Origin of the sequence: Streptomyces sp. MNU76, assembly GCF_020982545.1 — a bacterium.
In the GTDB taxonomy this organism is placed as follows: domain Bacteria; phylum Actinomycetota; class Actinomycetes; order Streptomycetales; family Streptomycetaceae; genus Streptomyces.
This window is the reverse complement of sequence record NZ_JAJKLK010000019.1, coordinates 1,000,532-1,022,649: the sequence shown is the minus strand read 5'-3', so window position 1 is coordinate 1,022,649 and position 22,118 is coordinate 1,000,532. Positions and strand designations below refer to the sequence as shown.

Annotated in this window: 19 protein-coding genes and 4 pseudogenes; 15 read left to right on the top strand and 8 right to left on the bottom strand. The window is 71.6% G+C overall.

Annotated features, from left to right (window positions below):
- The first annotated feature begins 229 nt into the window (after positions 1-229).
- On the top strand, positions 230-1,861 hold the full coding sequence (locus E4N62_RS31145; RefSeq protein ID WP_230219745.1) for a phospho-sugar mutase: 1,632 nt from the start codon (positions 230-232) through the stop codon (positions 1,859-1,861).
- Between the two features lie 140 nt (positions 1,862-2,001).
- Here E4N62_RS31145 and E4N62_RS31140 read toward each other — a convergent pair whose 3' ends face one another.
- Positions 2,002-3,789, bottom strand: a complete 1,788-nt coding sequence (locus E4N62_RS31140) for a hypothetical protein (protein WP_230219743.1) — start codon at positions 3,787-3,789, stop codon at positions 2,002-2,004.
- A gap of 234 nt (positions 3,790-4,023) precedes the next feature.
- The gene (locus E4N62_RS31135; RefSeq protein ID WP_230219741.1) at positions 4,024-4,707 is read right to left on the bottom strand and encodes a PH domain-containing protein; all 684 of its coding nucleotides are present in this window, start codon (positions 4,705-4,707) and stop codon (positions 4,024-4,026) included.
- A gap of 197 nt (positions 4,708-4,904) precedes the next feature.
- On the opposite strand from E4N62_RS31135, the gene deoC reads away from it, so the two are divergent.
- The 5 genes from deoC (at position 4,905) to E4N62_RS31110 (ending at position 8,839) form a co-directional block, all read left to right on the top strand.
- Entirely contained in the window at positions 4,905-5,858 is a 954-nt protein-coding gene (gene deoC, locus E4N62_RS31130) for a deoxyribose-phosphate aldolase (protein WP_230220294.1), read from the top strand.
- A 5-nt stretch (positions 5,859-5,863) separates the two neighbouring features.
- Entirely contained in the window at positions 5,864-7,300 is a 1,437-nt protein-coding gene (locus E4N62_RS31125) for an aldehyde dehydrogenase family protein (RefSeq protein WP_230219740.1), read from the top strand.
- The gene (locus tag E4N62_RS31120) at positions 7,293-8,180 is read left to right on the top strand and encodes an aldehyde dehydrogenase family protein (protein ID WP_230219739.1); all 888 of its coding nucleotides are present in this window, start codon (positions 7,293-7,295) and stop codon (positions 8,178-8,180) included. The genes E4N62_RS31125 and E4N62_RS31120 overlap by 8 nt, the downstream gene beginning before the upstream one ends.
- A gap of 156 nt (positions 8,181-8,336) precedes the next feature.
- Positions 8,337-8,591, top strand: a complete 255-nt coding sequence (locus E4N62_RS31115; protein ID WP_133049980.1) for a type II toxin-antitoxin system Phd/YefM family antitoxin — start codon at positions 8,337-8,339, stop codon at positions 8,589-8,591.
- The gene (locus tag E4N62_RS31110) at positions 8,588-8,839 is read left to right on the top strand and encodes a type II toxin-antitoxin system RelE/ParE family toxin (RefSeq protein ID WP_230219738.1); all 252 of its coding nucleotides are present in this window, start codon (positions 8,588-8,590) and stop codon (positions 8,837-8,839) included. Before E4N62_RS31115 ends, E4N62_RS31110 begins: the two co-directional genes overlap by 4 nt.
- Positions 8,840-8,914: 75 nt before the next feature.
- On the opposite strand, the gene E4N62_RS31105 is transcribed toward E4N62_RS31110, so the two are convergent.
- The gene (locus tag E4N62_RS31105) at positions 8,915-9,322 is read right to left on the bottom strand and encodes a hypothetical protein (RefSeq protein WP_230219737.1); all 408 of its coding nucleotides are present in this window, start codon (positions 9,320-9,322) and stop codon (positions 8,915-8,917) included.
- Between the two features lie 139 nt (positions 9,323-9,461).
- Here E4N62_RS31105 and E4N62_RS31100 point away from each other — a divergent pair, with 139 nt between their 5' ends.
- The gene (locus E4N62_RS31100) at positions 9,462-10,088 is read left to right on the top strand and encodes a uridine kinase (protein ID WP_230219736.1); all 627 of its coding nucleotides are present in this window, start codon (positions 9,462-9,464) and stop codon (positions 10,086-10,088) included.
- Positions 10,089-10,275: 187 nt separating this feature from the next.
- Here E4N62_RS31100 and E4N62_RS31095 read toward each other — a convergent pair.
- Positions 10,276-11,068: pseudogene (locus tag E4N62_RS31095) on the bottom strand (SigE family RNA polymerase sigma factor).
- A gap of 264 nt (positions 11,069-11,332) precedes the next feature.
- Here E4N62_RS31095 and afsQ1 point away from each other — a divergent pair.
- The 5 genes and pseudogenes from afsQ1 (at position 11,333) to E4N62_RS31070 (ending at position 15,358) form a co-directional block, all read left to right on the top strand.
- A complete protein-coding gene (gene afsQ1 / locus E4N62_RS31090) occupies positions 11,333-12,010 on the top strand; it encodes a two-component system response regulator AfsQ1 (protein ID WP_013001223.1) in 678 nt (225 codons plus the stop codon).
- 47 nt (positions 12,011-12,057) lie between these two features.
- The gene (locus E4N62_RS31085) at positions 12,058-13,608 is read left to right on the top strand and encodes a HAMP domain-containing sensor histidine kinase (RefSeq protein WP_308185869.1); all 1,551 of its coding nucleotides are present in this window, start codon (positions 12,058-12,060) and stop codon (positions 13,606-13,608) included.
- Positions 13,605-14,226, top strand: a pseudogene (locus E4N62_RS31080) (hypothetical protein). The gene E4N62_RS31085 and the pseudogene E4N62_RS31080 overlap by 4 nt, the downstream one beginning before the upstream one ends.
- Before the next feature lie 254 nt (positions 14,227-14,480).
- Entirely contained in the window at positions 14,481-15,035 is a 555-nt protein-coding gene (locus E4N62_RS31075; RefSeq protein ID WP_230219734.1) for a VanZ family protein, read from the top strand.
- A 122-nt stretch (positions 15,036-15,157) separates the two neighbouring features.
- On the top strand, positions 15,158-15,358 hold the full coding sequence (locus E4N62_RS31070; protein WP_086760136.1) for a PspC domain-containing protein: 201 nt from the start codon (positions 15,158-15,160) through the stop codon (positions 15,356-15,358).
- Between the two features lie 129 nt (positions 15,359-15,487).
- Here the strand turns inward: E4N62_RS31070 and E4N62_RS31065 are convergent.
- Positions 15,488-15,858 (bottom strand): annotated as a pseudogene (locus E4N62_RS31065) (ATP-binding protein).
- A 133-nt stretch (positions 15,859-15,991) separates the two neighbouring features.
- Positions 15,992-17,155 carry an adenosine deaminase gene (locus E4N62_RS31060; RefSeq protein WP_230219732.1) on the bottom strand — a complete coding sequence of 388 codons (1,164 nt, stop codon included), beginning with the start codon at positions 17,153-17,155 and terminating at the stop codon, positions 15,992-15,994.
- A gap of 113 nt (positions 17,156-17,268) precedes the next feature.
- On the opposite strand from E4N62_RS31060, the gene E4N62_RS31055 reads away from it, so the two are divergent.
- On the top strand, positions 17,269-18,039 hold the full coding sequence (locus E4N62_RS31055) for a S9 family peptidase (RefSeq protein WP_230219730.1): 771 nt from the start codon (positions 17,269-17,271) through the stop codon (positions 18,037-18,039).
- Between the two features lie 101 nt (positions 18,040-18,140).
- Here E4N62_RS31055 and E4N62_RS31050 read toward each other — a convergent pair whose 3' ends face one another.
- Positions 18,141-19,139 carry a LysR family transcriptional regulator gene (locus tag E4N62_RS31050; protein WP_230219728.1) on the bottom strand — a complete coding sequence of 333 codons (999 nt, stop codon included), beginning with the start codon at positions 19,137-19,139 and terminating at the stop codon, positions 18,141-18,143.
- 63 nt (positions 19,140-19,202) lie between these two features.
- Between E4N62_RS31050 and E4N62_RS31045 the strand changes: the two are divergent.
- Together E4N62_RS31045 and E4N62_RS31040 are read left to right on the top strand one after the other, a co-directional pair.
- Positions 19,203-20,472, top strand: a pseudogene (locus tag E4N62_RS31045) (MFS transporter).
- A 345-nt stretch (positions 20,473-20,817) separates the two neighbouring features.
- Complete coding sequence (locus E4N62_RS31040) at positions 20,818-21,822, top strand: sigma-70 family RNA polymerase sigma factor (protein ID WP_215448690.1); 1,005 nt, start codon at positions 20,818-20,820, stop codon at positions 21,820-21,822.
- Here the strand turns inward: E4N62_RS31040 and E4N62_RS31035 are convergent.
- Positions 21,715-22,101 carry an STAS domain-containing protein gene (locus E4N62_RS31035; protein WP_230219726.1) on the bottom strand — a complete coding sequence of 129 codons (387 nt, stop codon included), beginning with the start codon at positions 22,099-22,101 and terminating at the stop codon, positions 21,715-21,717. The two genes, E4N62_RS31040 and E4N62_RS31035, sit on opposite strands and share 108 nt — an antisense overlap.
- Positions 22,102-22,118: the final 17 nt, after the last annotated feature.

The window sequence follows — 22,118 nt, the reverse complement described above, 5'->3', positions numbered from 1 at the left end:
CCCCGTGCTTTTCAAGCCCCGCACCCTTCCAGGCCCGCAGGGCCTGGTCTTTCAGGGGCGCGGGGAACTGCGCGAGCAACCCCACCCGGCCCGCACCCGAAGAACCCACTGAGAGCGGGGTCAAAGGGGCGCAGCTCCTGGGATGGGTAGGGGCGGCGGGGGCGAGGACAATCGAACCGACGGCACAGCAGAAGACCGACGGCAGACATAGAACGAGAGGTTGACCCCCGTGCACGACGACCTGATCGCCCGCGCCAAGGCGTGGCTGGCCGAGGACCCCGACCCGGACACCCGGGACGAACTCGGCAGGCTGATCGACGCGGCGGACACGGCGGAACTGACCACCCGCTTCTCCGGCACCCTCCAGTTCGGCACGGCCGGCCTCCGGGGCGAACTCGGCGCCGGCCCCATGCGCATGAACCGCGCGGTCGTCATCCGCGCCGCCGCCGGCCTCGCCGCTTACCTCAACAAGCAGGGCGACACCGGCGGCCTGGTCGTCATCGGCTACGACGCCCGCCACAAGTCCGCCGACTTCGCCCGCGACACGGCCGCCGTGATGACCGGCGCGGGCCTGCGCGCGGCCGTCCTCCCCCGCCCCCTGCCCACGCCCGTCCTGGCCTTCGCCATAAGGCATCTGGGCGCGGTGGCCGGTGTGGAGGTCACGGCCAGCCACAACCCGCCGCGCGACAACGGCTACAAGGTCTACCTGGGCGACGGCTCCCAGATCGTGCCCCCGGCCGACGCCGGGATCGCGGCCGAGATCGACGCCGTCCGCTCCCTCGACGACGTGCCCCGCCCGGACGCCGGCTGGGACACCCTCGACGACAGCGTCCTTGAGGCCTATCTGGCCCGTACGGACGCGGTGCTCGCCCCCGGTTCCCCGCGGACCGCCCGCACGGTCTACACGGCCATGCACGGCGTCGGCCGGGACACCCTGCTCGCCGCCTTCGCCCGGGCCGGCTTCCCCGAGCCCGTCCTCGTCGCCGAGCAGGCGGACCCGGACCCGGAGTTCCCGACGGTCGCCTTCCCGAACCCGGAGGAGCCCGGCGCGATGGACCTGGCCTTCGCGAAGGCCCGCGAGACGGACCCCGACCTGATCGTGGCGAACGACCCGGACGCGGACCGCTGCGCCGTGGCCGTGAAGGACGGCACCGACTGGCGCATGCTGCGCGGCGACGAGGTCGGCGCACTCCTCGCCACCCACCTGGTCGCGCGCGGCGCCCGGGGCACCTTCGCCGAGTCGATCGTCTCCTCCTCCCTCCTCGGCCGTATCGCCGAGAAGGCGGGCCTCCCCTACGAGGAGACCCTGACCGGCTTCAAGTGGATCGCCCGCGTCGAGGGCCTGCGCTACGGCTACGAGGAGGCACTCGGCTACTGCGTCGACCCCGAGGGCGTCCGCGACAAGGACGGCATCACGGCGGCCCTGCTCATCACGGAACTCGCCTCGCGGCTGAAGGAGGAGGGCCGCACCCTCCTCGACCTGCTGGACGACATCGCCGTCGAGCACGGGCTGCACGCCACCGACCAGCTGTCGGTGCGGGTCGAGGACCTCTCGCTGATCGCCCGCGCGATGGAGCGGCTCCGCGAGCGGCCCCCGATGGTCCTCGCAGGCCTGGCCGTCACCGGGACCGAGGACCTGACCCGGGGCACGGACCGGCTCCCGCCCACGGACGGCCTGCGCTACACGCTCGACGGCGCCCGTGTCATCGTCCGCCCCAGCGGCACGGAGCCCAAGCTCAAGTGCTACCTGGAGGTCGTGGTGCCCGTCGCCGACCCGACCGCCCTCCCGGCGGCCCGCGCGAAGGCGACGGAGCTGCTGACCGGCATCAAGCGGGACCTCTCGGCGGCAGCGGGCATCTGACCGCCCTGCCTCTCCTCGCACACGGGGCCCCGGCCGGTTCACCCACCGGCCGGGGCCTCCGCCACGCGCGGGCCGGCGAGGCGGCGAGGCACGGTCCGCCGACCTCACCGGCACCAGCCCCTACTGCGTCGGCACAGCCGTTACGGCACCAGCACCAGCACCGCCGCCCACCCCACGGCGAGCACCGCACTCAGCGGCCACAGGGGTATCCCCCGCCCGACGTACTCCCCCTCCGGCCGCAGTGAGGGTTCCTGCCACAGGGCGGTGATCTCGGCGGCGGTCCTCTCGTAGGGGTGAACGAGCCGCAGCTTGCGCTCCAGCCAGCGCCAGCGCTCCGCCCGGACGCTCCACAGCTCGAACGACTCCTGGCGGCTGTCCACCGTCAGCACGGCACCGGCGCACCGCACGGTCGCGAGGTCGTCCCATGTGACGTGCCGGGGCCTGCCCCAGCCGCTCAGCCACAGCCCCGAACGGTCGGCTGTGATGCGCCAGGTGAGCATCTGGGGCAGCGTCAGGACGCCGAAGAGGCCGAGGAGCCCCCCGAGGACGTAGCGCGTCGGTCCGTCCGGGTAGAGCCCCACGGCGGCGGTCACGGCGATCATGAACAGGGCGGCGGCCCAGTCCGCCCAGCCCGCCCGCCAGCGCCGCAGGGACACCGGCTCGTCCCCCAGCCGCGCCCGGCTCTCCGTGACGGCCGTGGCCCGCAGCTCCTCGTGGACCGTGTGCCGCTTCGCCCCGGCCCGCTGCCGGGCGGCCCGGTGCCGTACGGTCCGGTCGGACAGGGGCCGCACGGGCCCGCTGGACGACTCGACGACCAGTTCGGCGGGCGCACCGCCCTCGGCGGACGCCGTGGCGGACGTCGGCTTTGCCAGGTCCACCGGTCCGCCGGCCCCGCCCGGGGCCTCCGGCGCCTCCGCCGCGCTGACGATCACGATCTCGGCGCCGTCGTGGGGCAGCCCGTACAGCACGGCCTCGCGCAGGGGACCGGGCTGGTCGTCGTCCTCGTCGACGCCCTCGACGGCGTCGAGGAGCGCGTCCCGCTCCGACCGGCCGTCGCGCTCCTCGGCCTCCTCGGCGTCCTCATCGTCTTCGTCGGCGTCGTCGTACCACTGCTCGGTGGCGACCGTGAACAACGGCCGCAGCGCCGCCATGTCGTCGACGGCGAACACTTCCGCGTCCCCGTCGGCGCCGTCGCGGACGAGCACCCGCAGCACCGGCACGGGAGCGCCCCGCAGCGCGGCGGACCGGCGGCGGCCCAGCAGCCCGGAGAGCGACGTGGTGAGTCCCCAGCCGACCACGAACCAGCCGACGAGCGTGGCCTGGTGCCCGTCGGTGGCGACGTCCCAGCCGGAGACGGCGGAGAGCATCCCCGCGCCGACCACGGTCAGCACGGCCCCGAAGCCCATGAGGAACCGGCCGCGCCGCAGCGGCCCGGCCTGGTCCGGCACCGTGGCCGTGACCCCCTCGGTGGCCGCGAGCGCCCACTGCCGCTGGAGTCGGCGCTTGCTCAGCCGGATCTCGGCCGCCGCCCAGGTGAAGGTCGCGGCGAGGAGGCCCACCAGGGTCGGCACGTCGTGCGAGCCACCGAACCAGGCGAGCAGAAGCAGCAGGGCGGGCGCGGAGAACCGTACGACCTCGGGCCTGACCAGGGTCCACACCAGCTGCAACGGCACCAGCGCGGCGAGGGCGGCGGGCACCTCCACGAAGTTCGCCAGCCAGAAGCCGACGATCAGGCCACCCGGGACCACGGCGAGCAGATGCAGGGGCCGCGTCCGCGCGGGCACCCACAGGGGCGGCCGGGTCCGCGCCCAGACCTCCGTCTTCTCCCCGCTCCAGGCGACGCTGCCGTCGGGCACGGCGAACGCGGGCAGGGGACGCGGCGGTGGGGAGACCCCGGCCGGGAACTGGGACTCAAGCTCGGTACTCATCGTTGTGTGGACACTCCGGCCGCCGTCGTGGTTGCGCCGCGCGGTCCGACACGATCCAAGCGGACCAGGCTGTGAAGGCGGGACACACGAGCAGCGCCACCCTAGAACAGACGTCCGGTGTTCCTCACGGAAACGACTCCCCGGAGCTCCACGTCACACCGGACCGATGTCACAACGGACCGATGTCACACCGGAACCAGTGTCACACCGGACCGATGTCAGACCAGGCCGGTGTCACCCCAGCGCGATCAGCACCACCAACAGCACGGCTCCGGCCGCCGCGGGCCCCACGATCTCCCAGGCCCACCGCACGCTCGGCTCCCCCTGCGACCCGGCCGCCTTCGCCCGCGCCTCGCACAGGTCCCGCAGATCGGCCATGACCTGATCGGCCTCCGCCCGCACGGGCCGCCCGGCGTCGGCGGTACGCCCGCCACCGTCGCCCCTGGCCGCCCGACGGGCCTCCCGGGCCTGCTGCCGATGGGCCTTCTTGCGCCCCCGCAGCGAGACGGGGATCGCCCAGAGCTGGTACTTGGTGCCGCTCTCGTCGATGACCTCGTTCGTGTAGCCGGACCGCAGCGACACCACGCTCGCCCAGGGCAGTTCGATCACCCGGAACGGATTGCGCACCCGCAGCCGGTCGTCGTTGGCGAACACGGCCGGCCGCACCGAGAACGCGACCACCACCGGCACGGCCACCAGCATCGAGGCCAGCGCCAGCCAGGGCGTACGCCCGTCGCCGGACACCACGGCGTCCCCACCGAGCCAGGCGATCAGCCCGAGCAGCAGCACGCCGCCCACGAGCCCGGCGGGCGACCGGTACGCCCGGTCCTTGTAGACGGGCTTGTTGTCGGGCCTGTTGTCGGGCTTGCCGTCGGGCTTGCCGGGCGTCGACGCGGAGGCCTGATCCGAGGTGCTCATACGTCCGATTCTGCACGATGGCGCGCACCTGCCCGCAGCCGAGGTCGCGCCCCGCGCGGGGCGCGGGGAACCGCGCGACGAGCCACGGACGGCCCGCACGCGCCGGAGACGGCACGCGCCCGCCCCCTCACTCGCCCGCGGAACAATCCCGAGGGCTGTACACCCGCTACGCGCGTAGATATGCTCGTCTGGTGACCATGTCCACAGCTGCACCCCACGCTCTCGCCGACGTCACCGCGTCCGACAGCACGCTGCGCCGCTTCCTCCACGGGCTGCCCGGCGTCGACCCGGTCGGCCTGGAGGCGCGCGCCGCCTCCCTCGGCACTCGTTCCATCAAGACAGCCGCCAAGGCGTACGCCATCGACCTGGCGATCTCCATGGTCGACCTGACGACCCTGGAAGGCGCGGACACCCCCGGCAAGGTCCGGTCCCTGGGTGCCAAGGCGGTCCTCCCCGACCCCACCGACCGCACCACGCCCGCCACCGCCGCGGTCTGTGTCTACCCCGACATGGTGCCCGCCGCGAAGGCCGCCGTCGCCGGCTCCACCGTGAAGGTCGCCTCCGTGGCCACCGCCTTCCCGGCCGGCCGCGCCCCCCTCACCGTGAAGCTGGCGGACGTCCGCGAGGCCGTCTCCGCGGGCGCCGACGAGATCGACATGGTCATCGACCGTGGCGCGTTCCTCGCGGGGAACTACCTCAAGGTCCACGAGGAGATCACCGCGGTGAAGGAGGCCTGCGGCACCGCGGCCCGCCTGAAGGTCATCTTCGAGACGGGCGAGCTCTCGACCTACGACAACATCCGCCGGGCCAGCTGGCTCGGCATGCTCGCCGGCGCGGACTTCATCAAGACGTCCACCGGCAAGGTCGCGGTGAACGCCACGCCCGCCAACACCCTCCTCATGCTGGAGGCCGTCCGTGACTTCCGCGCCCAGACCGGCGTCCAGGTCGGTGTGAAGCCCGCCGGCGGCATCCGCACCACCAAGGACGCGATCAAGTTCCTCGTCCTGGTCAACGAGACCGTCGGCGAGGACTGGCTGGACAACCACTGGTTCCGCTTCGGCGCGTCCTCGCTCCTCAACGACCTGCTGATGCAGCGCCAGAAGCTGGCCACCGGCCGCTACTCCGGCCCCGACTACGTGACGGTGGACTGATCCCCATGGCTTCCGCATTCGAATACGCACCGGCCCCCGAGTCCCGGGCGATCGTCGACATCGCCCCCTCCTACGGCCTGTTCATCGACGGCGAGTTCACCGAGGCCGCCGACGGCAAGGTCTTCAAGACGGTCAGCCCCGCCTCCGAGGAGGTCCTCTCCGAGATCGCCCAGGCGGGCGAGGCGGACGTGGACCGCGCCGTACAGGCAGCCCGCAGGGCGTTCGAGAAGTGGTCGGCCCTGCCCGGCACGGAGCGCGCGAAGTACCTCTTCCGCATCGCCCGCATCATCCAGGAGCGCTCCCGCGAGCTGGCCGTCCTCGAAACCCTCGACAACGGCAAGCCGATCAAGGAGACCCGCGACGCCGACCTCCCCCTGGTCGCCGCGCACTTCTTCTACTACGCGGGCTGGGCCGACAAGCTCGACCACGCCGGCTACGGCGCGAACCCCCGCCCCCTCGGCGTGGCGGGCCAGGTCATCCCCTGGAACTTCCCGCTCCTGATGCTGGCGTGGAAGATCGCCCCGGCCCTGGCGACCGGCAACACGGTCGTTCTGAAGCCCGCCGAGACGACCCCCCTCTCGGCCCTCTTCTTCGCGGACATCTGCCGCCAGGCGGGCCTCCCGAAGGGCGTCGTCAACATCCTCCCCGGGTACGGCGACACGGGTGCGGCGCTGGTCGCGCACCCGGACGTGAACAAGGTGGCCTTCACGGGCTCCACGGCGGTCGGCAAGGCGATCGCCAAGACGGTCGCGGGCACCCGCAAGAAGCTCACCCTCGAACTGGGCGGCAAGGGCGCGAACATCGTCTTCGACGACGCGCCCATCGACCAGGCCGTCGAGGGCATCGTGAACGGCATCTTCTTCAACCAGGGCCAGGTCTGCTGCGCGGGCTCCCGCCTGCTGGTCCAGGAGTCGATCCAGGACGAGCTGCTCGACTCCCTCAAGCGCCGCCTGTCCACCCTCCGTCTCGGCGACCCGCTGGACAAGAACACGGACATCGGCGCGATCAACTCCGAGGAGCAGCTCACCCGGATCACCTCGCTCGTCGAGCGCGGCGAGTCGGAGGGCGCCGAGCGCTGGTCCCCGGCCTGCGAACTGCCCACCGCCGGCTACTGGTTCGCCCCGACGCTCTTCACGAACGTCACGCAGGCGCACACCATCGCCCGTGACGAGATCTTCGGCCCGGTCCTGTCCGTCCTCACCTTCCGCACCCCGGACGAGGCGGTCGCCAAGGCCAACAACACCCAGTACGGCCTGTCGGCGGGCATCTGGACCGAGAAGGGCTCCCGGATCCTGGCCGTCGCGAACAAGCTGCGCGCGGGTGTCGTCTGGTCCAACACGTTCAACAAGTTCGACCCGACGTCGCCGTTCGGCGGCTACAAGGAGTCGGGCTTCGGCCGCGAGGGCGGCCGCCACGGCCTGGAGGCGTACCTCGATGTCTGACCGCTTGACTGTCTTCAAGACCTACAAGCTGTACGTCGGCGGGAAGTTCCCGCGTTCCGAGAGCGGCCGGGTGTACGAGGTGACGGACTCGAAGAACAACTGGCTGGCGAACGCGCCGCTCTCCTCCCGCAAGGACGCCCGTGACGCGGTGGTGGCCGCGCGCAAGGCGTTCGGCGCCTGGTCGGGAGCCACGGCCTACAACCGCGGCCAGGTCCTCTACCGCGTCGCCGAGATGCTGGAGGGCCGCAGGGCGCAGTTCGTCCACGAGGTGGCCGACGCGGAGGGCCTGTCGAAGTCGAAGGCGGCGGCCCAGGTGGAGGCCACGATCGACCGCTGGGTCTGGTACGCGGGCTGGACCGACAAGATCGCCCAGGTGGTCGGCGGCGGAAACCCGGTCGCGGGCCCGTACTTCAACCTGTCCTCCCCCGAACCGACGGGTGTGGTGGCGGTCCTGGCCCCCCAGGAGTCGTCGTTCCTGGGCCTGGTCTCGGTCCTCGCCCCGGTGATCGCGACGGGCAACACGGCGGTGGTGGTGGCTTCGGAAAGGTCTCCCCTCCCGGCCCTCTCCCTCGGCGAGGTCCTGGCCACCTCCGACGTCCCCGGCGGCGTGGTCAACGTCCTCTCCGGCCGTACGTCGGAGATCGCGACGCCCCTCGCCGCGCACCAGGACGTCAACGCGATCGACCTGGCCGGCGCGGACGACGTCCTGGCGAAGGAACTGGAGATCGCCGCGGCCGACAACCTCAAGCGCGTTCTGCGTCCACAGCCTGTGGACGACTGGTCGGCCACGCCCGGCACCGACCGCATGACGGCGTTCCTGGAGACGAAGACGGTCTGGCACCCGACGGGGTCACTGGGGGCGTCGGGGTCGGCGTACTGACACAACGAGGCTTCAACGCAGATCGACGGAGCCGCGCCCTCCTCCGTAGGGGGAGGGCGCGGCTCTTTCCCTGTCCATCACACCAGCACGGTCCGCGTCACGCGCATCTAGTTAAATAAATTGCTCACAAGAGTAATCATGTGCCACCATGCGCCCATGGTTGAGATCGCCATCAGTGCCGCCCGCTCCCAGCTCGGGGACCTGGTCCGCCGCGCCGCCCACGGCCGCGAGACCATCGCCCTCACCGACCACGGACACGTGGCCGCGCTCCTCGTTTCGCCGCAGGTGATAGAGGACTTCGAAGACGCCCTGGCCGTGGCGGACTACCAGCGGCGCAAGGCGGAGGGAACGCTCGGCCCCGGCATTCCGATGGCAGAGGTTCGTCGACGGCTGGGGCTCGAACAGCAGTGAAGTACCAGGTCGTCTTCGAACCACACGCCCTCGACTCGGCAGCGCGGTTCCTGAAGGAAGACCCGAGCGGCCTCGCGCTGGTCCTCGACACCATCGACAAACTGGCCGACGACCCCCGCCCAGCGGCATCGACTCCGTACGGGTCACCCGACGTCCGGCGCCTCCGTGTCGGCGACTACCGAGTCCTGTACGTCATCGACAACGAGGTGATCCACATCATGATCACCCCCTTGGGCCGTACCGTCTGAACAAAACGCGTCGACCCCCTTCGGGCGAAGGGGGTCGACTCACGTCACTCACGGGCGTACCGCGCACCCGACAACTCAGCGCAATCCGCCCACCACCTGCCCCACCACCGGAATGCTCCCGATCGACGATGCCTGTGCCACCGGCCCGGTCAGCGCCGTCGACGTCAGTGGCTGGAAGTCGGCCAACTGCGTCCCCACCCCGTTGTCGAGAGGATCGACCCCGGTACCCGCCAGCGGGTTGGGCTTGAGCCCCGCGACCGGTCCGGTGACGTAACCGACCGTGCCGGTCAGGGCCTGCAGGCCCGCCTGCGGGTCGATCTTCCCCAGCGACGTCGGCCGGGTGCGCAGCACGTCGACGACCGGGGCCGCGTCGTCCGCCGCGGCGGCCGTGCCCGCGCCCGCGCCGAGCGCGACCCCGGCGGTGGCGGCGGCCAGCAACGCGCGCCGGGCGGTGGAGTTCTGGGGAGCCGAGTGTCGAGCCATCAGGGGGCCACCTTCTGCTGTGCGTTCCTCTTGCGGAAAGTAATCATAGAGACACGTAAGGTAGTTGAGGTGTGATGTGCGCTCCAAGGGCGACCCGCCGTCTCGGCGGGAGCCGCGCGATGCCTCACACTGGACTCTCGTGAGTTCGCATCCCCCGATACCGACCCGAGTCGTCCTGCTGTCCGGTCCGTCCGGCTCGGGCAAGTCCCTCCTCGCCGCCCGCTCCGGCCTGCCCGTGCTGCGGCTCGACGACTTCTACAAGGAGGGCGACGACCCGACGCTGCCGCTGGTGGAGGGCAGCACGGACATCGACTGGGACCACCCGCTGTCGTGGGACGCGGACACCGCCGTCGCCGCGATCGGGGAACTGTGCCGCACGAGCGGGACGACCGTCCCGACGTACGACATCTCCCTCAGCGCGCGGACGGGCGCGGAGGCCCTGCACATCGGACGGACGCCGGTGTTCATCGCCGAGGGCATCTTCGCCGCCGAGATCGTCGAACGCTGCCGTGAACTCGGTCTGCTGGCGGACGCGCTCTGCCTGACCCGTGGACCGGTGAAGACCTTCCGCCGCCGTTTCCTGCGCGACCTCAAGGAGGGCCGCAAGTCGGTGCCGTTCCTGCTGCGTCGCGGCTGGCGGCTGATGCGGCTGGAGCGTTCGATCGTGGCCCGGCAGACGGAGTTGGGCGCCCACCCCTGCGACCGGGACGAGGCGCTGGGTCGGCTGGCGGCGGCCGCCGGCCGCGTCGCGAAGGCCCCGGCCTGAGCCCGAGGCCCCCTGGGCCCGACGCCGGACATGAAAGCGGGACTGGACGGACCCCCCGGCCCTCCAGTCCCGCTTCCCCGTGATCCCCCCATGTGTCACACCGGCGCCCCCAGCGCCACGGTGACGTTCCCCGTTCCCCGTGCTCCCCGCACCCCCGCTTTCCCCGTTACTTACCCCCCGCTGACCTTCAGGCGACAAGCTCCCCGAAGGACTCCTCCTCGTCACGGCCGAAGCTGAGGACCTCGTCCTCACGCAGCCGGCGGAGGGACCGCCAGATGCTGGACTTCACCGTGCCGACACTGATGTCGAGGATCTCCGCGATCTCCGGGTCGGTGCGGCCCTCGTAGTAACGCAGGACCAGCATCGTCCGCTGGAGTTCGGGGAGCCGGGCGAGCGCCTGCCACAGGACGGCGCGCAGTTCGGTGCCGCGCATCGCGTCCGTGTCGCCGGCGGTCTCCGGCAGTTCCTCGGTCGGGTACTCGTTCAGCTTGCGGCGGCGCCACGCGCTGATGTGCAGATTGGTCATGGTGCGGCGGAGGTAGCCCCCGACCGCGGCCTTGTCACTGATCCGGTCCCACGCCCGGTAGGTCGAGAACAGCGCGCTCTGCAACAGGTCCTCGGCCTCGAAGCGGTCTCCGGTCAGGTGGTAGGCGGTTGCGTACAGGGAGGCACGACGCTCCTGGACGTAGGCGGTGAACTCCGCCTCCGACACAGACCGGTGTTCCCCCGTGCCCTCCCCGTACGCGGTCCCCGTTCCCCGTGGCGACCCCCGTTGCCCCGTGGTGCTTCCCCACGTGTGCGTCAACCACCGACATGAACGTGGTGTGCTGACGCCCGGTGCCGCGAGCGCACCCTGCTCCCCCACGCTCGACTGCGCTCGCGCGGGAGGTACCCCCATCCGCACCGGACTTCTCCGTGCTCCGGACGTCGTGGAGACGCGTGACAACTGCGCCAGTGCTGTTGCCGTGCAGCGTGTTCATCTCGCGCCCCCCGTCGTGGAGTTCCGGTCTTCGGCCTGCTTGCTTGCCTGTGCCGAAAAGATTGCCGGTTCACCTTCATGGCTCTGTCCGCCGACTGTCACAGACCTGTCACAGGGGTCGGTGCCTGGGCACGGCCCAGGCGGGGCACAGGTCGATCACAGAGAAGAGTCGTACGGCTACGCGATCGGCACGATCGTGTGCGGGTGTCGGGTGGGAGCGCTCCAACGGTCGATTCGCCGCCATGCCATGGGCCAGAATGAGCCCGTGCCTTCCCTGTTGCTGATCGAGGACGACGACGCCATCCGCACGGCCCTGGAGCTCTCACTGACGCGCCAGGGGCACCGTGTCGCCACCGCCGCCACCGGCGAGGATGGTCTCAAGCTGCTGCGCGAACAGCGGCCGGATCTGATCGTTTTGGACGTGATGCTGCCCGGCATCGACGGCTTCGAGGTGTGTCGGCGGATCCGGCGCACCGACCAGCTGCCGATCATCCTGCTCACCGCGCGCAGCGACGACATCGACGTCGTGGTGGGCCTGGAGTCGGGCGCGGACGACTACGTGGTCAAGCCCGTGCAGGGGCGGGTGCTGGACGCCCGGATCCGCGCGGTGCTGCGGCGCGGTGAGCGCGAGGCCAACGACGCCGCGACCTTCGGCTCCCTCGTGATCGACCGCGCGGCGATGACCGTGACGAAGAACGGCGAGGACCTCCAGCTGACGCCCACCGAGCTGCGGCTGCTCCTGGAGCTGAGCCGCCGCCCCGGACAGGCCCTGTCCCGGCAGCAGTTGCTGCGTCTGGTGTGGGAGCACGACTACCTGGGCGACTCCCGCCTGGTGGACGCGTGTGTACAGCGGCTGCGCGCCAAGGTCGAGGACGTACCGTCGTCGCCGACCCTGATCCGTACCGTGCGCGGCGTGGGCTACCGGTTGGACACGCCTCAGTGACGAAGGCCCGAGGGGGGATCCGCGGCTGGGCCGCGGTTCGCAGGACAGTGCAGTCCCGGATCCGTTTCACCAGTCTGCGGCTGCGCCTGGTGGTCGTCTTCGGCCTGGTGGCCCTCACGGCCGCCGTGTCGGCGTCCGGTATCGCCTACTGGCTCAACCGCGAGGCCGTCCAGACCCGCGCGCAGGACGCGGCGCTCAACGACTTCGAGCGTGAGATGCAGAGCCATGTGAGCACGCTGCGCCCGAACCCGACGCAGGACCAACTGCGCGTCGCGGCCCGGAAGATGGCGGACGGCGGCGAGCGCTCCAGCGTGCTGCTGATCGCCCAGGGCGCCGACGGCGAGACGGTCTCCGGCTCCTCCACCGACAACGCGCTCACCGGTTTCTCGCTGGAGGACGTGCCCGCGTCCCTGCAGAAGGCCGTCAACAAGCGGCAGAAGCTGACCTCGGGCAACAAGCACGCGTACCACGTGTACTGGCAGCGGGTCATCGACGGCGACACCCCCTATCTGGTGGGCGGCGCGAAGATGATCGGCGGCGGGCCGACCGGCTACATGCGCAAGTCCCTCGCGGAGGAGGCGAAGGACCTCAACTCCCTCGCCTGGTCCCTCGGTATCGCCACGGGTCTGTCGCTGATCGGCTCGGCGCTGCTCGCGCAGGCCGCCGCGACCACGGTCCTGAAGCCGGTGCAGCGCCTCGGGGTGGCTGCCCGGCGCCTCGGCGAGGGCAAGCTCGACACCCGGCTGCGGGTCTCCGGCACGGACGAACTGGCCGACCTCTCCCGGACGTTCAACCTCGCGGCGGAGTCCCTGGAGAAGAAGGTGGACGACATGAGCGCCCGTGAGGAGGCCTCCCGCCGCTTCGTCGCCGACATGTCCCACGAACTCCGTACGCCGCTGACGGCGATCACCGCCGTCACGGAGGTGCTGGAGGAGGAGCTGGACGCCGACACCGGCAGCCTCGACCCCATGATCGAACCGGCGGTACGGCTCGTCGTCAGCGAGACCCGGCGCCTGAACGACCTGGTCGAGAACCTGATGGAGGTCACCCGCTTCGACGCGGGGACGGCCCGGCTCGTCCTGGACGACGTGGACATCGCCGACCAGATCACCGCCTGCATCGACGCCCGCGCCTGGCTGGACGCGGTGGAACTGGACGCCGAGCGCGGCATCATCATCAACCTGGACCCGCGCCGCCTGGACGTGATCCTGGCGAACCTGATCGGCAACGCGCTCAAGCACGGCGGCTCCCCGGTGCGCGTGTCGGTGCGCACGGAGGGCGAGAACCTGTTCATCGAGGTCCAGGACCACGGGCCCGGCATCCCCGAGGACGTCCTCCCGCACGTCTTCGACCGCTTCTACAAGGCGAGCGCCTCCCGCCCGCGCTCCGAGGGCAGCGGCCTCGGCCTGTCCATCGCCCTGGAGAACGCCCACATCCACGGCGGCGAGATCACCGCCGCCAACTCCCCCAAGGGCGGCGCGGTCTTCACCCTGCGCCTGCCCCGCGACGCGGCCTCCCTGGTCGCGCAGGAACGGGACGAGCTGGACGGCGATCAGGGCGACAGCGGCCCGGCGGGCACCGAGGGGGACGGCCAGTGACGATACGAACCGTGCACGGCGTACGGCTCCTGGCGGCAACCGGGGCGCTCGCCGGCCTGCTCACCGGCTGCGGCATCCGGGCCACGCAGGTGCCGACGGACTTCGGGCCGGCGCCTTCGATGGTGCCGTGCGAGCTGTCGGTGTCGGACATCGCGACCCAGGCCACCCCGTCCGAGATACCGGTCGAGGTGTTCCTGCTCTGCTCGGGGGCGCTCGTCCGTGTCAACCGCTCGGTGCAGGTCGCCGAGGGCACCGAGGATGCGCAGCGGCGGGTCGTCGTCGCCCAGGGCCTGCTGGACGCCCTGGCCGGCGACCCCAGCGACGTCGAGGACGAGGTCGGCTACAGCACGGCCGTCCCCCGGCCTCACGGTGTCGGGCCCCGCCCCGGGCGACCCCGAGGACACCCTCCGCCTGTCCACCGCCCCCGACTCCCTCCCGAAGTACGCCCTCGCCCAGATCGTCTGCACCTTCGCCGACTCCGCCGCCGCCGGCGACAACGGCTCGGTCGTCCTGGGCAGCACCGGCGCGGCCTCCCTACGCCGCTACGAGTGCACCCAGGAGACCCAGTCGGCCCCGGGAGAGGGCAACCCGCCTTCCGAGGAGATCGACGGGTCCTGACGGACGCCCACGGTCACGGGTTCACGAGCGAGCGCCTATCCCACCGACGGCCCCTTGGCAGGCCCACTGCAACAGGGGTCGGCGAGTGAGCCGAAGGGGCGCGCCTGTGTCGAGACGGTGATCGCGCGCAGCGCCCGACGAAGGAGGGCCGAGCACGATCGCCGTCTCGACACAGGCTTCTGCGCCCCGGAGGCGAACCGAGCCCAAAAAAAGAAGGTGCAACCGATCGTGCCGGGGGCCGCGTCTTGGGGGGCGTGCAGCCTCAAGGTACGAACGGCCGTAGCGCCGGGGTCCGTGTCCGTGTGGCGGGGGGTGTCCTCCTCGCCGTACATCTCGTGGTCGTTGCCTGGATCACGCTGCGCCCGCTGGACGTCACCTGGATGAGTCCGGCGAATCTGCGGCCGTTCGCGGGGATCAGAGCGGATCTGGCGCTCGGCTGGCCGGAGGCCGCCCACCGCATCGGCGAGGGGCTGGCGCTGCTCGCCCCGCTGGGCGTCCTGCTGCCGATGCTGCACGGCAGGCTCGCCGTGTCGCCGCTCGCCTCGCTGGCCCGGTCGGTCGCGGCCGGGGCGCTGCTGTCGCTGGCCATCGAGCTGTTGCAGACCGGGGTGCCCGGTCAGGTCGTGGATATCGACTCGATCCTGCTGAACTCGGTCGGCGTGGGCCTCGCCCATGTCGCGGTCGTACCGGCGCTCAGGTCGGCGTTGCGGCGGAGGGCGAAGACGCGGGTGGGGGCGGCCCGGTTGCTCCCCGAGGAGCTGTCTCAGGGTCGGACCCCGACGATTCCCAGGGTGGGGATGGCCCCGTAGAGGGACGCTTCGTCCGGTTCGTCACCGTAGTGTCGAAGGTGTGGAAAAGAGAGCGGGCCGCTTCGAGGTCCCGTCCCACCGTCGGCCTCCGGTCGACGTCCTACGCTGACGAAGGAGCCCTCATGAGCCGCCTTGCCCGCCCCACCGAAGGCCGGATGATCGGCGGAGTGTGCGCCGCGCTGGCACGGCGCTTCGGCACCTCCGCGACCACGATGCGCGTGATCTTCCTGGTGTCGTGTCTGCTTCCGGGCCCGCAGTTCCTGCTGTACATAGCCCTCTGGATTCTGTTCCCCTCGGAGGGCAAGGCCCGCGCGGCCTGGTGACGCTCGCCGGACCGGCGGCCGACCACGACCGGGGACCGGCGACCGACGACGACCGGCGGCCTCCCGGCGCACGCACCGACGGGGCGCCCCCTGCGAAGGGTGCGCCCCGTACAGGTGTCGCGAGGTGCCTCAGGCGGCGGGGCCGCCGCCGAGGGGCAGGCCGTTGACGCCGAGACCCTTGGCGGGGAGGGTCTTGCCGACGGGGAGGCCGCCGAGCAGTCCGGCGACGGGGCGGTGGGCCCTCGGCGAGGACGTTGGTGGCGGCGGGCTGGGCGGCTTCGAGGCCGGCTGCCGAGCGCGCTCTGACCCTGGGCGAGGGCGCCGGAGGCGGTCGGCAGCACCTTCGAGACGTTCTCCACGGGCAGTGCCTGGGTGACGGTGCCCAGGGCCTGGGAGGCGTCGGGGGCACCCGGTGCGGCGTTCGCGGCGCCCGCGCCCGCGGCGGCGATGGCGGCACCGACGACGGCGACACCGAGGGTCTTGGCAGCAGACTGCTTCATGTTGAATGCGTCCTTGGAATGCGTGTGACGGGTGGAGAGCGGTGCCGAAACGTAAACACCAAAGTCCCGCCGGAGGCAAACATCGAAAAGCGGCCGCGTCGCCGTCGGCGCGACCGCTTCCCGATGCCGCCGGTCAGCCCTGTTCGCCCTCAGAACCGCTGGTGGAGACCGTCTGACGGAACAGCCATTCGGATTTCAACTCGGCATATCCGGGCTTGATCACGTCATTGATCATGGCCAGTCGTTCATCGAAAGGAATGAATGCTGACTTCATAGCATTGACCGAGAACCACTGCATGTCGTCGAGCGTGTAGCCGAAAGCGTCGACAAGGTGCTCGAATTCGCGGCTCATGCTGGTGTGGGACATCAGCCGGTTGTCGGTGTTCACGGTGGCCCGGAAGTGCAGTCGCCGCAGCAGCCCGATGGGGTGCTCGGCATACGAACGGGCCGCGCCGGTCTGGAGGTTGGAGCTGGGGCACAGCTCCAACGGGATGCGCTTGTCGCGGACGTAGGAGGCGAGGCGGCCGAGCTTCACGGAGCCGTCCTGGTGGACCTGGATGTCGTCGATGATGCGGACGCCGTGGCCGAGCCGGTCGGCGCCGCACCACTGCAGGGCCTGCCAGATGGAGGGCAGTCCGAAGGCTTCACCGGCGTGGATCGTGAAGTGGTTGTTCTCGCGCTTGAGGTACTCGAAGGCGTCGAGGTGGCGGGTGGGCGGGTAGCCGGCCTCGGCGCCCGCGATGTCGAAGCCGACGACCCCCAGGTCGCGGTAGCGGTTGGCGAGTTCGGCGATCTCCAGGGCGCGGGCCGCGTGCCGCATGGCGGTGAGCAGGGCGCCTACGCGGATGCGGTGGCCGTCGGCCCTGGCCCGCCGCTCGCCTTCCCGAAAGCCCTCGTTGACGGCCTCGACGACCTCTTCGAGGGCGAGGCCGCCTTCGAGGTGTTGCTCCGGGGCGTAGCGGATCTCGGCGTAGACGACGCCGTCGGCGGCGAGGTCCTCGGCGCACTCGGCGGCGACGCGGAAGAGGGCGTCGCGGGTCTGCATGACGGCGACGGTGTGGGAGAAGGTCTCCAGGTACCGCTCCAGCGAGCCGGAGTCGGCGGCCTCGCGGAACCAGAGGCCGAGCCGGTCGGCGTCGGTCTCGGGGAGTTGGGAGTACCCGCTGTCGCGGGCGAGTTCGACGACGGTTCCGGGGCGCAGGCCGCCGTCGAGGTGGTCGTGCAGCAGAACCTTGGGCGCCCGGCGGATCTGGTCCGAGTCCGGGGTGTTACCGGTCGGGTCGGTCTGGTTCGTCATTTTCGTACGATATCTCCTACGCGCGTAGAGCGCCTGTCGGGCGGTTCCGTCGATACCCAACGGTGACCCTCAGGACGGGTGGCGTACACCATCTCTTCTGACACTGTTCTGCCATGGCGCAGCAAGCAATGCCGGTACGTACGCCCCGACTTGGGCGGACGATCGGCCCGGAGCCGAGCACGGTCAGCGGGGTCGTCCTGCTGCTCCCGGCCGGCGACGAGGCATCCACCCGCAGACCCTCCCCCATGATGGCCACGGCGTCCGTGCGCGCCCTCGGCCGCCGGCTCGCCCGCGCGGGCCGTACGGAGGGGCTGGCCACGCATGTCGTGCACTACCGCTACCGAGGGTGGAACGGCTCTCAGGCGCGGCTTGCGCGGGACGCCGAGTGGGCCGCGGACGAGGTCGTCCGGCGTTACGGAGACGTCCCGGTGTGTCTCGCCGGGCTCCACATGGGGGCGCGGGCCGCGCTGCACGCGGGCGGGCACGAGGCCGTCAACTCCGTGCTGGCCATCGCTCCCTGGTTGCCCGAGGAGGATGTGGCGGCGCCGCCCGAACCGGTGAAACAGCTGGCCGGGCGGCGGGTGCTGATCGTGCACGGGACGAACGACGAGCGGGTGGATCCCGAGTTGTCGTTCCGGTACGCGGCGCGGGCGAAGAAGACGAACCCCGACATCTGCCGGTTCGAGGTGCACGCGGATCGGCACGGGTTGACGCAGTACCGGGACGAGGTGCACGCGTTGGCCGCGGATTTCGTGATGGGGGTGTTGTTCGGGCGGGCGTTCGCGCGGCCCGTGGAGGACGCGCTCGCGGCGCCGCCGCCGTTGGGGTTGCGTATGCCGCTTGCCTCCGGCTTCGGGGGGGCTCGCTCGCAGAGGGGTGTCTGAGGTTCGTTGCGCGACCGCGGGTTCGGTGGGGCTTCTCGCGCCCACGCGGCGGAGCCGCACGTTCGACACAGCCCCGCGCCCCTGAGGGGCGCGGCTGCGGCTCAGCTGCCCAACAGGTTGCCCCTTCTCGACAGCAGGAACTTCTTGAAGGCCGCTACCGGGGGTGTGTCCGGGTGGCCGTCGAGCCAGGCGACGCCGATTTCGCGGGCCGCCCGCGGGGCGGTGACCGTCAGTTCGACGACGCCCGGTCGTGGGACGGCGGGTGGGGGCAGGAGGGCCACGCCCAGGCCCGCCGCCACCAGGCCCCGTAGGGTCTCCGCCTCCTCGCCCTCGAAGGCGATACGGGGTTTGAAGCCGGCCTCCTTGCAGAGGTCGTCGGTGATGCGGCGCATGCCGTAGCCGGGTTCGAGGGTGACGAAGGTTTCGTCGGCGGCCTCGGCGAGGCGGACGCGTTTGCGGGCGGCGAGGCGGTGGTCGGCGGGGACGACGAGGCGGAGCTTCTGTTCGTCGAGGCGGCGGGCCACCAGGTCGGGGGCATCCGGGACGGGCGAGGTGAGGCAGAGGTCGAGTTCGCCCGCGCGCAGGCGCTCCAGCATGGCCTCGCCGTAGTTCTGGACGAGGCTGAAGCGGACGCGGGGGTGCTCGGCGCGGAAGGCATGGAGGAGGCCGGGGACGGTCTCGGCGCCCATGGTGTGCAGGAAGCCGAAGGCGACCTTGCCGGTGGCGGGGTCGGCGTCGGCGCGGACCTCGTCGGCGGCGCGTTCGATCTCGGTGAGGGCGCGCTCGACGGAGGTGTGGAAGGTGCGGCCGGCGTGGGTGAGGGAGACCGTGCGCCCCCGGCGGGCGAACAGGTCGACGCCGAGGTCCTGTTCCAGGCGGACCATCGCCCGCGACAGCGTCGACTGCGGGACCCGCATCTCGCGCGCGGCCCGGGTGACGTGCTCGGTGCGGGCGACCCCGGCGAAGTAGGCGAGGCGGGGGGCGAGCCGCAGGACGATCTCCTCGATGTCCCCGCCCTGGTCGCCGTGCCCGGTGTGCTCGATGTCTTCTGTGTCACCGGACGGTGACAGCCGCGACCCTGACCTCTGCTGATGCTTCACAGGAACGATTATGACCGTTCCATGCATTGGACGGATGAATGGCGGCGTACGTAGTTTCGAGGCATGCCTTCCGCGAGTACCGAGGCGCCCACCAGCGTGGGCGCCGGATCAGTCATCACCCCCATCGATTCCCGTGTGGCCCCGGGCGGGCCCGGCTACCGGCGGATGAGCCTCGCGCTGTTCCTCGCGGGTGTCGCGACCTTCGCCCTCCTCTACTCCACGCAGGCGCTGCTGCCGTTGATCTCCGACGGTTTCGGAACGACGGCGAGCGCGGCCAGTTGGACGGTGTCGGCGGCGACGGGTGCGCTGGCGCTGTTCGTGCTGCCGATGAGCGCGCTGTCGGAGCGGTTCGGGCGGCGGACGTTGATGACCGCGTCACTGGCGGTCGCGGTGACGGTCGGGCTGCTGATCCCCTTCGCGCCCTCGTTGGGGGCGCTGGTGGTGCTGCGGGCCGTGCAGGGTGCCGCGCTGGCCGGGGTGCCGGCCTCGGCCACCGCCTACCTCGCCGAGGAGGTGCGGCCCAAGGCGCTCATCACCGCGATCGGTCTCTTCGTCGCCGGCAACAGCGTCGGCGGCATGAGCGGGCGGGTCGTCACCGGGTGGGTCGCCCAGGAGTGGGGCTGGCGGGTCGCGCTGGGCGTGCTCGGGGTGGTCGCGGTCGGCTGCGCGGTGGCCTTCCGGCTGCTGCTGCCCGCGCCGAGGCACTTCGTGGCCGGGTCGCTGCGGCCCGCGGTCTTGGGCCGTACGGTCCGGGCGCACCTCGCCAACCCGCTCCTGCGTCGGCTGTACGCGATCGGCGCTCTGTTCATGACCGTCTTCGGGGCGGTGTACACGGTGATCGGCTACCGGCTGACCGACGCGCCGTTCTCCCTGCCGCAGGGGGTCATCGGGTCGATCTTCCTGGTGTATCTGGTGGGCACGGTGTCGGCGTCGACCGCCGGGAAGCTGGTGGGCAGGCTGGGGCGCCGGGGCACGCTGTATCTGGCGGGCGGTACGACGACCGCCGGTCTGCTGGTGTCGCTGTCCGACTCGCTCCCGCTGGTCCTGCTCGGACTCGTCCTGATCACCGCCGGGTTCTTCGCCGGGCACGCCGCCGCGTCGTCGGCGGTGAGCCACACGGCGAAGGAGGGGCGGGCTCAGGCGTCGGCGCTGTACCAGTCGGCGTACTACGTGGGTTCCAGCGCGGGCAGCACGCTGGGGCGGTGGCCTTCCATGCGGGCGGCTGGGGCGGGACGGTTTCGCTGGGGCTGCTGGCTGTGGTGGGGTTGTGGGGATCACTGTGGTGGGGTCGCGTGCGGCTCGGCGGGGGCCGGTGCCGGTGCCGGTTCACTGAGGTTTTCGCCCCCGCCGCCCCTACCCGTCCCATCCAGAAGGGGCTGCGCCCCTTCGCCCCCTTTCGCGCCCGCGCGGGTGGGTCAGCGCGGGTCGGTGGGGTTCTCGCGCAGTTCCCGCGCCCCTGAAAGCAGGCTGCGCCCCGTGCTTTTCGATGAAGGGCCGAAGGCCCCTTCAGGGGCGCGGGGAACTGCGCGACCGGCCCCCACCGGCCCGCGGACGACCCGCAGCCCCCTGACCTGTGCCTTCGCTCCTACGCCAGGCCATTGTCAGTGGGCTGCGGTAGCTTCCGAGGTGGTGCGCAAGGGTGCGTGCGACGGAGTGAGCCACAGGGGTGGGTTGGGCCATGAGCGACGGTACGGCGACGGCGGAACTGGACGTCCGGCTGGAGAAGCACCGGGTCGAGCTGACCGGGTACTGCTATCGGATGCTGGGGTCGTCCTTCGAGGCCGAGGACGCCGTGCAGGACACGATGATCAGGGCCTGGCGGAGTTACGAGAAGTTCGAGGGGCGGTCCTCCCTGCGGTCCTGGCTCTACCGGATCGCCACGAACGTCTGTCTCGACATGCTGACCGCGGGGAACAAGCGGGCCCGGCCCATGGATCTCACCGACTCCACGCCGCTCGCGCAGGCCGCCCTCTCCCCCCGCCCCGACAACACCTGGCTGGAGCCGGTGCCGGACGCCCGGGTGCTGCCGACCACCGACGATCCGGCGGAGGCCGCCGTGGCCAAGGAGTCCGTGCGGCTGGCGTTCGTAGCGGCGCTGCAGAAGCTGCCGTCCAAGCAGCGGGCGGTGCTCATCCTGCGCGAGGTGCTGGCGTGGAAGGCCAGCGAGGTCGCCGAGCTGCTGGACACGTCCGTCGCCTCGGTGAACAGCGCTCTCCAGCGGGCCCGCGCGACCCTCGCCGAGGGCGACGGGAAGGTCGCGCCGGCCGATGTCTCCGACCCGCTCGACGACGAGCAGCAGAAGCTGCTGGAGCGCTATGTGGCCGCCTTCGAGGGGTACGACATGGCGGCGCTGACGGCCCTGCTGCACGAGGACGCGGTCATGACGATGCCGCCGTTCGACCTGTGGCTGACCGGCACCGGCGACATCACCGGCTTCATGACCACGCTCGGCGCGCCCTGCGCCGGATCGCACCTCGTGCCGGTCGCGGTCAACGGGCTGCCGGGCTTCGCGCAGTACAAGCCGGACCCGGAGAAGGGCGGCTTCAGCGCGTGGGCGGTGCAGGCGCTGGAGATATCAGAGGGCCGGATCGCCGGATTCCACTGCTTCCTCGACACCGCCCGCTGGTTCCCCCTCTTCGGCCTGCCGCTCCACCTCGAAGGCAAGCCCGACCAGGCCCAGTAGCGCGCGCAGCGCCGGGTCGGGGTCCCGCAGCCGTATGCGGCCCCCGGCCCGGCGGGCGGTGAGCTGCATCCGCGCCAGTACGTCGACCACGGCGAGGCCCGGCGGTCCGACACCGGCGACGTCGCACACCACGGTCCCGCCCCCGGTCTCTGCCAGTCGCGCGTGTACCTCGGCACAGAGCCGAGGCGTCTCGTCCCGGGTGACGGGGCCTGGCAGCACGAGTACGGCGGGTGTCGTCGCGTCCACGATCGGTAGACCGGGGAGCGTCCCGGAACTCATCGCGGAGGCGACCACAC

Excerpts from the sequence above, each read along its gene's own strand:
- E4N62_RS31140 (WP_230219743.1), bottom strand. The coding sequence starts at position 3,789 with ATGAGTACCGAGCTTGAGTCCCAGTTCCCGGCCGGGGTCTCCCCACCG.
- E4N62_RS31135 (WP_230219741.1), bottom strand. The coding sequence starts at position 4,707 with ATGAGCACCTCGGATCAGGCCTCCGCGTCGACGCCCGGCAAGCCCGAC.
- deoC (WP_230220294.1), top strand. The coding sequence starts at position 4,905 with ATGTCCACAGCTGCACCCCACGCTCTCGCCGACGTCACCGCGTCCGAC.
- E4N62_RS31125 (WP_230219740.1), top strand. The coding sequence starts at position 5,864 with ATGGCTTCCGCATTCGAATACGCACCGGCCCCCGAGTCCCGGGCGATC.
- E4N62_RS31120 (WP_230219739.1), top strand. The coding sequence starts at position 7,293 with ATGTCTGACCGCTTGACTGTCTTCAAGACCTACAAGCTGTACGTCGGC.
- E4N62_RS31115 (WP_133049980.1), top strand. The coding sequence starts at position 8,337 with ATGGTTGAGATCGCCATCAGTGCCGCCCGCTCCCAGCTCGGGGACCTG.
- E4N62_RS31105 (WP_230219737.1), bottom strand. The coding sequence starts at position 9,322 with ATGGCTCGACACTCGGCTCCCCAGAACTCCACCGCCCGGCGCGCGTTG.
- E4N62_RS31070 (WP_086760136.1), top strand. The coding sequence starts at position 15,158 with ATGAGCCGCCTTGCCCGCCCCACCGAAGGCCGGATGATCGGCGGAGTG.
- E4N62_RS31060 (WP_230219732.1), bottom strand. The coding sequence starts at position 17,155 with ATGACGAACCAGACCGACCCGACCGGTAACACCCCGGACTCGGACCAG.
- E4N62_RS31055 (WP_230219730.1), top strand. The coding sequence starts at position 17,269 with ATGGCGCAGCAAGCAATGCCGGTACGTACGCCCCGACTTGGGCGGACG.
- E4N62_RS31040 (WP_215448690.1), top strand. The coding sequence starts at position 20,818 with ATGAGCGACGGTACGGCGACGGCGGAACTGGACGTCCGGCTGGAGAAG.
- E4N62_RS31035 (WP_230219726.1), bottom strand. The coding sequence starts at position 22,101 with ATGAGTTCCGGGACGCTCCCCGGTCTACCGATCGTGGACGCGACGACA.